General features: G+C 64.7%; 7 protein-coding genes. 3 read left to right on the forward strand and 4 right to left on the reverse strand.

Going from position 1 to position 8,611, the window contains the following annotated elements; genetic code table 11:
• Positions 1-16: 16 nt before the first annotated feature.
• A complete protein-coding gene (locus HUN39_RS06925; RefSeq protein WP_175093720.1) occupies positions 17-361 on the reverse strand; it encodes a ClpX C4-type zinc finger protein in 345 nt (114 codons plus the stop codon).
• Positions 362-513: 152 nt separating this feature from the next.
• Between HUN39_RS06925 and HUN39_RS06930 the strand changes: the two genes are divergently transcribed.
• The 3 genes from HUN39_RS06930 to HUN39_RS06940 are packed head-to-tail and all read left to right on the forward strand — an operon-like array spanning position 514 to position 4,722.
• Positions 514-999 carry a methyltransferase family protein gene (locus tag HUN39_RS06930; protein WP_175093721.1) on the forward strand — a complete coding sequence of 162 codons (486 nt, stop codon included), beginning with the start codon at positions 514-516 and terminating at the stop codon, positions 997-999.
• A gap of 38 nt (positions 1,000-1,037) precedes the next feature.
• Positions 1,038-3,791, forward strand: coding sequence for a heavy metal translocating P-type ATPase (locus HUN39_RS06935; protein WP_175093722.1), 2,754 nt, complete (start codon positions 1,038-1,040; stop codon positions 3,789-3,791).
• A gap of 43 nt (positions 3,792-3,834) precedes the next feature.
• Positions 3,835-4,722 carry an SDR family oxidoreductase gene (locus HUN39_RS06940; protein WP_175093723.1) on the forward strand — a complete coding sequence of 296 codons (888 nt, stop codon included), beginning with the start codon at positions 3,835-3,837 and terminating at the stop codon, positions 4,720-4,722.
• Positions 4,723-4,724: 2 nt separating this feature from the next.
• On the opposite strand, the gene HUN39_RS06945 is transcribed toward HUN39_RS06940, so the two are convergent.
• The 3 genes from HUN39_RS06945 to amoA form a co-directional block, all read right to left on the reverse strand.
• Complete coding sequence (locus tag HUN39_RS06945; protein WP_175093724.1) at positions 4,725-5,663, reverse strand: nickel/cobalt efflux transporter; 939 nt, start codon at positions 5,661-5,663, stop codon at positions 4,725-4,727.
• Positions 5,664-6,075: 412 nt separating this feature from the next.
• Positions 6,076-7,338: a bacterial ammonia monooxygenase, subunit AmoB gene (gene amoB, locus HUN39_RS06950; RefSeq protein WP_175093725.1), complete on the reverse strand. Its 1,263-nt coding sequence runs from the start codon at positions 7,336-7,338 to the stop codon at positions 6,076-6,078.
• A gap of 162 nt (positions 7,339-7,500) precedes the next feature.
• Complete coding sequence (gene amoA, locus HUN39_RS06955; RefSeq protein WP_014892304.1) at positions 7,501-8,259, reverse strand: bacterial ammonia monooxygenase, subunit AmoA; 759 nt, start codon at positions 8,257-8,259, stop codon at positions 7,501-7,503.
• Positions 8,260-8,611 lie beyond the last annotated feature (352 nt).

Genomic DNA, 8,611 nt, shown 5'->3' on the forward strand with positions numbered 1-8,611 from the left:
AAGTGCCGATGCTCGATCAGGAGAAACGCTCCCAGGCGGCCTGTCGGGAAACGCCCAGGACCTTGCCGATCGCCGTCCAGCTCACCTCGCGTTTGCGAAGCGCCGCGACTTGCGCGTGAATCAGTGAATGCAGCGCCGCCACGCTGGCCTCGCTCGCCTTGATCGAGGTCAACAGCTGCTCGTCGGTGAGGTCGTCCCAGCTTTTGAACGGCGAAGGCGCGGCGTCAAGGATGGTGTTGCAGACCCCCACGCAATCTTCGCAAATGTAGCCGCCGGCTGCGCCGCCGACGAGCCGCGCGACCTGCGTCTCCGACTTCTTGCAGAATGAGCAGCGCAGCTTACGTTTGGGCAAGGCCAGCATGACAGCTCTCGCATGTCCAGGGCGATCGGGCGTCAAGCCGATCTTGACAGCCTGCGGGACCTCCGTCAAGCCACCCTTGACAAGGGCGAACTTGAAACGAGCGCCCCGAACCGCGATCTAAAGAGAAGCGTTTTCCACCGATAGGAGCCGCAATGAACGCGCAGCTCGGCGCAAATGCATCACCCTCCCGCATTCCGTGGCCGCCGATCCTGATGGCGATGACGCTCGCCGCCGGGCTGGCGCTCGACGCCGCGACAGGGGCTTCGCTCATCGATCGCGCTTCCTCCCCGCTGCCGCAGCTCGCCGGCGCAGCGATCGTCGTCCTCGCACTGGCGAATGACGTCTGGTGCTTTCGCATCCTCTCGCGCCATCAAACAACGATCATGCCGCATCGCGCCGCGTCCTTTCTCGTGACCGAGGGGCCGTTCCGCTTTTCCCGCAATCCGATCTATGTGTCTCATGTCGCCCTGATCTTTGGACTTGGTCTGTTCCTCGGCTCGCCCTTCACGCTGTTGTTAACGCCTGTTCTCGCTTTTGGGCTGACGAAGCTGGCGATCGAGCCCGAAGAGCGGCATCTACTTGAGAAATTTGGCGACGATTATCGGTCCTATATGGCGCGCACGCGGCGGTGGCTTTAAACTGATGCATTGAGGGCGTTGTGAATGAGGCGGCAAGTATGAACGCTCAAGCTCCTTTACCGGGCGGCGAACGCCTTGACTTCACCGTCCGGGGCATGACCTGCGCCTCCTGCGTGTCGCATGTCGAGAAGGCGCTTGCGCATACGCCGGGCGTTAACGCCGCCAGCGTCAATCTCGCGACTGAACGGGCGGAAGTTTCGCTGGCGCCGGGGGCGAGTCTCACGCAACTCGTAAATTCGGTCTCGGACGCGGGCTACGAGGCGCTCGTCGAGACGATTGAGATTGGCGTCGGCGGCATGACCTGCGCCTCCTGCGTCTCCCATGTTGAAAAGGCGCTCAGCGCCGTTCCAGGCGTGATGGAAGCGAAAGTCAATCTCGCGACCGAACGCGCGACCGTGCGCGCGCTCGCCGGGCCTGGCCTGACAGACCGCCTGCGCCGCGCGATTTCACAGGCCGGTTATGAGCCGCGAGCGATCGAAACCGACTCCGGCGGCGCCGATCGCGAGAGGATGCGACGTGAGGAAGAGATGCGCGCGCTGCGCTTCCGCCTCATCGTCGCCGCCATTCTGACCGCGCCGATCTTCGTGGTCGAAATGGGCGGGCATCTGATTCCCGCCGTCCATCACTGGACGATGAGCGTGATCGGCGAGGCAAGGATCCGCGAGATTTCCTTCCTGCTCGCCAGCGTCGTGCTGTTTGGACCGGGCCTGGTTTTCTTCCTCAAGGGGATTCCTTCGCTGTTGCGGCGCCAGCCCGACATGAACGCGCTCGTCGCCACGGGCACGCTCAGCGCCTATCTCTATTCGGTCGTCGCGACCTTCGCGCCCCATCTGCTGCCGGCCGGCTCGGTGCATGTCTATTACGAGGCGGCGGTCGTCATCGTCACCCTGATCCTGTTCGGCCGCTATCTTGAGGCGCGCGCCAAAGGCCGCACGTCGGAGGCGATCCGCGCGCTGGCGCGGCTTCAGCCGAAGACCGCCCGCGTCGAGCGCGACGGCGCGATTGTCGACGTCGATATCGACGACGTGCGCGTCGGCGATATCGTGCTGGTGCGGCCGGGCGAGCGCATTCCGACCGACGGCGTCGTCACGCAGGGCTCGTCGCATGTCGATGAGTCGATGGTCACCGGCGAGCCGGCGCCTGTCGCAAAACGGCTGGGCGCCGCCGTCACCGGGGCGACCGTCAACGGCTCCGGCGCGTTTTCGTTTCGCGCCACCCGCGTCGGCGCCGATACGACGCTCGCGGGCATCATCCGCATGGTCGAGCAGGCGCAGGGCGCCAAACTGCCGATTCAGGCGATGGTCGACCGCGTCACCGCCGTCTTCGTCCCCGCTGTTTTCGCCGTCGCGGTGCTGACCTTCGTCGTCTGGATGCTGATCGGTCCCGAGCCGCGACTGACTTATGCGCTCGTCAATGCGGTCGCCGTGCTCATCATCGCCTGCCCCTGCGCCATGGGGCTGGCGACGCCGGCGGCGATCATGACCGGCACCGGCCGGGCGGCGGAGCTCGGCGTGCTGTTTCGCAAGGGCGAAGCCCTGCAGACGCTGCGCGACGTGACCCTCATCGCCTTCGACAAGACCGGCACGCTGACGTATGGCAAGCCGCGGCTGACCGATCTCGTCGCGACGCCCGGCAAGAACGAGAATGAGCTTCTGCGGCTTACCGCGAGCGTCGAGGCGCAGTCCGAACACCCCGTCGGCGCGGCGCTGGTCGTCGCGGCCAAGGCCGCGGACCTTTCGCTTTCGCCCTGCGCCGAGTTCAAATCGATCGCCGGCATGGGGGTCACGGGACTCGTCGACCGCAAGACCGTCGCCATCGGCGCCGAGCGCTTCATGACGACGCTCAGCGTCGACGCTTCACCCTTCGCGCAGGACGCCCAGAGGCTCGCCGAGGAAGGCAAGACGCCGCTTTACGTCGCGGTCGACGGCAAGCTTGGCGCCATACTCTCCGTCGCCGACGATCTGAAGCCGACGAGCCGCGCCGCGATTGACGCGATCCATTCGCTCGGCGTGAAAACCGCGATGATCACCGGCGACGACGCGCGCACGGCGAAAGCCATCGCCGCGAGACTCGGAATTGACGAGGTCGTCGCCGGCGTCCTTCCTGACGGCAAGGTCGCGACGCTCGAACGCCTGCGCGAGGCCAACAGGATCGCCTTCGTCGGCGATGGCGTCAATGACGCGCCGGCGCTCGCCGCCGCAGACGCCGGAATCGCCATCGGCACGGGAACCGACATTGCGATCGAAGCCGCCGACGTGGTGCTGATGTCGGGCGATCTCGCCAAGGTGCCGGCGGCGCTCGCGATCTCTCGCGCGACGATGCGCAACATCCAGCAGAATCTGTTCTGGGCGTTCGGCTATAATGTCGTGCTCATACCGGTCGCGGCGGGCGCGCTCTATCCCGTCAACGGCATGCTGCTCTCGCCGATGTTCGGCGCCGCGGCCATGGCGCTGTCGAGCGTTTTCGTGCTGACCAATGCGCTGCGCCTGCGCCGCTTCAAAGCTCCGGTCATCGCAAGCGCCGACGTTGGCGCGCAAGCGAGGCCGATCGAAACGCAAGCGCAGGATAAGGAATTCAAGGAGGAAGCAATGACAACGTTCAATGTGCAAGACATGACCTGCAATATGTGCGTGAAGCATGTCACCAAGGCGGTGCAGGCCGTCGAGCCGAACGCCGACGTGAAGGTCGATCTCGCCACCGGCAAGGTCGACGTGACGCCGGCGCCGAAAGACGCGCAGGCGCTCGCCAAGGCGATCAGCGAAGCGGGCTATCCGGCGCAGGTCGCCGCGTGAAGCGGCGCGCGCTTTCAACGACGAATGACGGCGGGAGCGCGCCATGACGCCTACAACGACGCGCTCGCTCGCCGGCAAGACGCTCTTCATCACGGGCGCGAGCCGAGGCATCGGCCTCGCCATCGCGATGCGCGCTGCGCGCGACGGCGCGAATGTCGTCGTCGCGGCGAAGAGCGTGACCGAAAACCCGAGAATTCCCGGCACGATCTACACAGCGGCGGCGGAGATCGAAGCAGCGGGCGGACAGGCGCTCGCCGTGCCCTGCGACATCCGTTTCGACGATCAGGTCGAGGCGGCGGTCAGTCAGGCCGCGTCCTGCTTCGGTGGGATCGACATCCTCGTCAACAACGCCAGCGCCATCGATCTGCGCGGGATCGACGCGCTCGAGATGAAGCGCTTCGATCTGATGCATCAGATCAACGCGCGCGGAACCTATCTGTGCTGCAAGGCGGCGCTGCCGCATCTGCGCCGATCCGCCAATCCGCACATCCTGACGCTGTCGCCGCCGCTGGATTTGAACCCGAAGTGGTTTTCTCCCAACCTCGCCTACACAATGTCGAAATATGAGATGAGCCTCGTGACGCTCGGCCTTGCACGGGATCTCGCAGCCGACGGCGTCGCCGTGAATTCGCTATGGCCGGAGACCGCAATCGCGACGGCCGCCGTCGGCAATCTTCTCGGCGGCGACGAACTGCTGCGCCGGTCCCGAAAGCCCGAGATCGTCGCAGACGCCGCGCACGCCATTCTCATTCGTCCAGCAACGAGCTGCAGCGGCAATTTCTTCATCGACGTAAGCGTTTTGGCGGAAGAAGGCATGACCGACTTCTCGACCTACGCCGTCGATCCCAGGGTTGACGCCGTGCTCGACTTTTTCCTCGACGCGCCGATCACCGCAAAGGTGACGAAGTCGGCGTTTCACCTCGGCAAATAACGCTACCCCAGCGCGGCTGCGCCCACTGCGATCGTATAGGCGCCGACCGCGGCGACGATCGCGCCTGAAACATACGGAGCGCGGGCCGCCAGCGCTTCCAATCCTGGCCAGCGCGACGCGGCGTGACGCATGCCGAGCGCCGCCGCCACCCCGACAAGCACGAGGGTCAGCGCCAGACCGACGCTGAAGCAGAGCACGAGCAGCGCGCCGAGCCCGATGCGGCCGATCTGCAGGCAAAGCAGAAGCACGGTAATCGATGCGGGACAGGGGATGAGCCCACCCGTCAGGCCGAAAAGGATGATCTGTCCGGTCGTCACCCGGCGACTGGCGAAGCGCCGCTCGATATCCAACGCATGTTCGCGCTCATGCGCGTCAGCGTAGACGGTGGGATCGACGTCGAGAAGCTCGCGCTCGAATTCCTCTTCCTGATGGCTATGCGGAACGCCGCCGTCATCGGTGTGAACATGGGCGTGAACATCGCCGTGAACATGCCCGTGAACATGGGCGCCGTCGTGCGAGTGGCCATGCGCCGCGCTGGCGCCGGCCGGAAGCCGTCCGCGCTCATGCGCGGGCGCCGTCACGGCTGCTGCGGCTGCGATATCGCGCCAGCTTCGCCACATCATCCAAACAGCGACGGCGATGATCAACGCGCCAGAGACAATCTGCAGATAGGGTTCGTTCGCTTCGACGTTCAGTTGTGCGCCGACATAAAGCCCGGTCAGCGCCACGGCCCAGACGATCGCCGTATGGGAAATTGTCGCCGCGACGCCAAGCAGCACCGCTTGCGCCACGGTTCCGCGAACCGCGACGATGAACGCCGCCATCATTGTCTTCGAGTGGCCGGGCTCGAGTCCGTGCAGCGCGCCCAAGGCCACCGCGCTCGGCGCAAAAATCCAAGCGTTCGCCGCGCCGGCGCGAAAGACTTCGGAGAGGTCGGACATCGTGCTCGCCGTGGGCTCCTCAGGCGCAATGCCGAGGCGATGGAAGGGGCGCGGGCCTCTCGGCGGCGCTCAAATGCTCCGCCGGTCACGAGGCAGCGTTAACTCCCCCGTATTTTATAGTGAGCGGCGCTTGATGAAACAAGCGCCAGTAGAAACAGGGAAATAGAAGCAGCACAGCGCCAAAGGCGCAAATGTTCGCGTTACGCGGGATTTCGCCGGGCGCCTGCCGAACGCCTCTCGACGCTCGGCGCAGCGTCATCGCGCAGAAGACACGTCGTCAGAGTTCGCGCGGGAAGGCGCGTCGTCATAAGAAGCCGCGCTTGGTTTGCGCGACAAGCCGCGCGGGGCGGCTCCAAACGAAAACCCCCGGCCTTTTGGGCCGGGGGCTTTTATTTCAATTCGTCAGTATCGCTTAGGGCATATCGCCGGCGACGAACTTCGGAATGACCGGTCCGCCGATTTCGGCCGCGAAGCGGCGACCCGTCGGCGAGAAGAACATCAAGAGGCCGCCGATCTGGCTGTCGGTGTCGTAAGCCAGGTCAGACAGACGCTCGATGTCCCAACGCGCGTCCTGCACCTTCACGGCGATTTCCTTCGTCTCGCCCGGCGCGATCGGAGTCGCGTCCGTCGACAGACCGCGGTCGGCCAACAGATAGTCCGGGAAGTCGGGCTTCGTCGTGAACACGTCAGGGTTCAGGAAGCGCAGGCCGGCCGCCGTATATTCGCCAAGGCGAAGCGGCTCGGAGGTCGTGTTCGTGACCTTGACGTTGATCGTCAGCTCACGGCCAGGAACCTTGTAGACGCCGCCGTTCAGATCGGCCGTCACGCGCTCCTTGCCGACGCCCGCCGTGCCGTCCGTCGTGAGCGGCGTCAGAGGCTTCTGCAAGCCCGCCTGAAGCGGGATCGTGCGCGGGAAGGTCGAGTTGGTCACAGCGTAGCCGACGATCGTCGCCAGAATGGTCAACGCCAGCACAATCGCGCCAATCCGCTTGTCGTCGTCGGTCACCTGCTCGTCAACCTTGCCGGTGGCGACACGGAGATACGAAGCGATGATGCCCTTGCGAACGAACCAGAACAGGATCCACGCCGCGCCAACCGCGAGCCACGGCAGATGCCACGCGTAAACGCGGCTGATGCCGTAGGTCTCGAGGTCGACCGTCGAGCCATCAAGCAACGTCACCGGATCGGTGAAGTCCTTCATGTCGCCCTTGATCTCGATCCACTGGCCGGGGCCGATGATCGGACCGCCGCCCTCGACGTTGACCTGCGCATGAACGTGCCAACGGCCCGCGCGACGACCGCGCAGGTTGATGGAGAAGGCGTAGTCGTTGCCAGGAACAAGCGACACCGAACGCGGCGCAAACTGCTCGCCGATGAACTGCGCCGTGCGAACCAGAACCGGACCGGGCTCGCCGGCGTTCAGGAACGACACGCGCGGATTGGCGACCGCCTGCGGCCAGGCCGAGAACACATGGATCTTGCCCGACAGCACCATCTCTTCATTGACGTTCACCGTCGTCTTCGACCACTGAACGTCATACCAGTTCAACGTGCGCATCCGAAGAAACGCCTGCTGAGACTTTTCGCCGTGCGCCGACGCAGGAGCAACAGCTCCCAGGGTCGCCGCCACAGCCGCCGCCGCGCCAATCGCGGCGAGCTTGACGAACTTTTTCATCGATAAACCTCCCAGGTTCCTCTTCCCGGCCGCCGCCTCGCGCGCCAACCGGTCTTGTCTCTCGCAGCGGACCTTAGCTTTCAAAAAAAGCTCCCAGCCCGCCGCTCTTCTTTCTTGCAGGCCGCCGCGGCGCCCGTTCAGCGCCGCAGCCCGCGACGTGGCTTAGATCGTGTCGATGATCTTGGTCGTCGAATACCAACGGCCCATGAACCACCACAGGAAGTACACCATCATCGAGACGAAGCCCGAGAAGAACGCCGCAACCGGCACAACGTCCTTACCGAAGGTGCGCAGCGTGCCGCGCTCGACCATGCGGATATATTCCGGCATCGACGTGCGGACGAAGTGGAAGCCGATCAGATCCGCAAGCGTCATCAGCTGACCATGCTGCTCCGTCGCCTGGTGGAACGCCGCAATCGCCGGCCAGTTGTTCGGGTAGAACAACAGACCCCAGCCCAGCGAACCAACAATCGCCGTGATCACATAGGAGCCCGACAGAAGCAGGATCACGTCAAGCCAGATCGCCGGAACGATCAGAGCGGACGGGAACACAAGGCTGATCGGGAAGTAGGTCCAGCCCCAGAAGTTGACGTAGCGGTTGATCCACTCGCCAATCAGCAGGCCAAGAGCCGCGAACACCGCGCCGAACGGCAGACGGAAGTTCACCCACCAGAACGCCTGCGCCGCGGCGCAGAAGGTCACGCCGAGAATCGGCACGACCGTCGGCCACATACGACGATCCTTCCAGTCAACCCAGAAGTCCCAGTCGCCCGCCGTCAGCATGAAGTGGACGTGGTAGCCGCCAAGAACGGCGAAGAACAGAAGAACAAGAAGCATCCAGTCGACCGTCTGAACGCAACCCGCCGCCTCGGCGACGGAGTTGAACGGACCGACCGCCCCCCCGCTTTTCGATTGTGACATCACTCTTCTCCTTGGTGTTTCTCGAACCCGTAAAGCCCGAGTTCTTTCCTTATGGCCTCCGGCAGGCCTTCCCGCCGCCGGCGCCCGGACGGCGGAGCTCCCGCCGGCCGCATCGCTTGAAGCCCTTCGCCCCCGATCGACCCAGAGCCCGAAGACCCCTGCTCGACCGCAACAAGCCAACCCACGCGCGAAAGCGACAGGCAAAAGCTCTCTTGTTTTCGCGAAAAGCTCCGGACCAGACGCCGCCCGCCACGGCGAGCGGCGCGCCAGTCTCAATTACTCGGTCAGGAGGGCGACGCCTTCCTTGCCGATCAGACGCTGAATGTTGATCAGCAGCTGAAGCACGACGCCG

The sequence above is a fragment of the Methylocystis silviterrae genome, assembly GCF_013350005.1.
In the GTDB taxonomy this organism is placed as follows: Bacteria; Pseudomonadota; Alphaproteobacteria; order Rhizobiales; family Beijerinckiaceae; genus Methylocystis; species Methylocystis silviterrae.

Coding starts and splice junctions, on each gene's coding strand:
- HUN39_RS06925 (WP_175093720.1), bottom strand. CDS start 361: ATGCTGGCCTTGCCCAAACGTAAGCTGCGCTGCTCATTCTGCAAGAAG.
- HUN39_RS06930 (WP_175093721.1), top strand. CDS start 514: ATGAACGCGCAGCTCGGCGCAAATGCATCACCCTCCCGCATTCCGTGG.
- HUN39_RS06935 (WP_175093722.1), top strand. CDS start 1,038: ATGAACGCTCAAGCTCCTTTACCGGGCGGCGAACGCCTTGACTTCACC.
- HUN39_RS06940 (WP_175093723.1), top strand. CDS start 3,835: ATGACGCCTACAACGACGCGCTCGCTCGCCGGCAAGACGCTCTTCATC.
- HUN39_RS06945 (WP_175093724.1), bottom strand. CDS start 5,663: ATGTCCGACCTCTCCGAAGTCTTTCGCGCCGGCGCGGCGAACGCTTGG.
- amoB (WP_175093725.1), bottom strand. CDS start 7,338: ATGAAAAAGTTCGTCAAGCTCGCCGCGATTGGCGCGGCGGCGGCTGTG.
- amoA (WP_014892304.1), bottom strand. CDS start 8,259: ATGTCACAATCGAAAAGCGGGGGGGCGGTCGGTCCGTTCAACTCCGTC.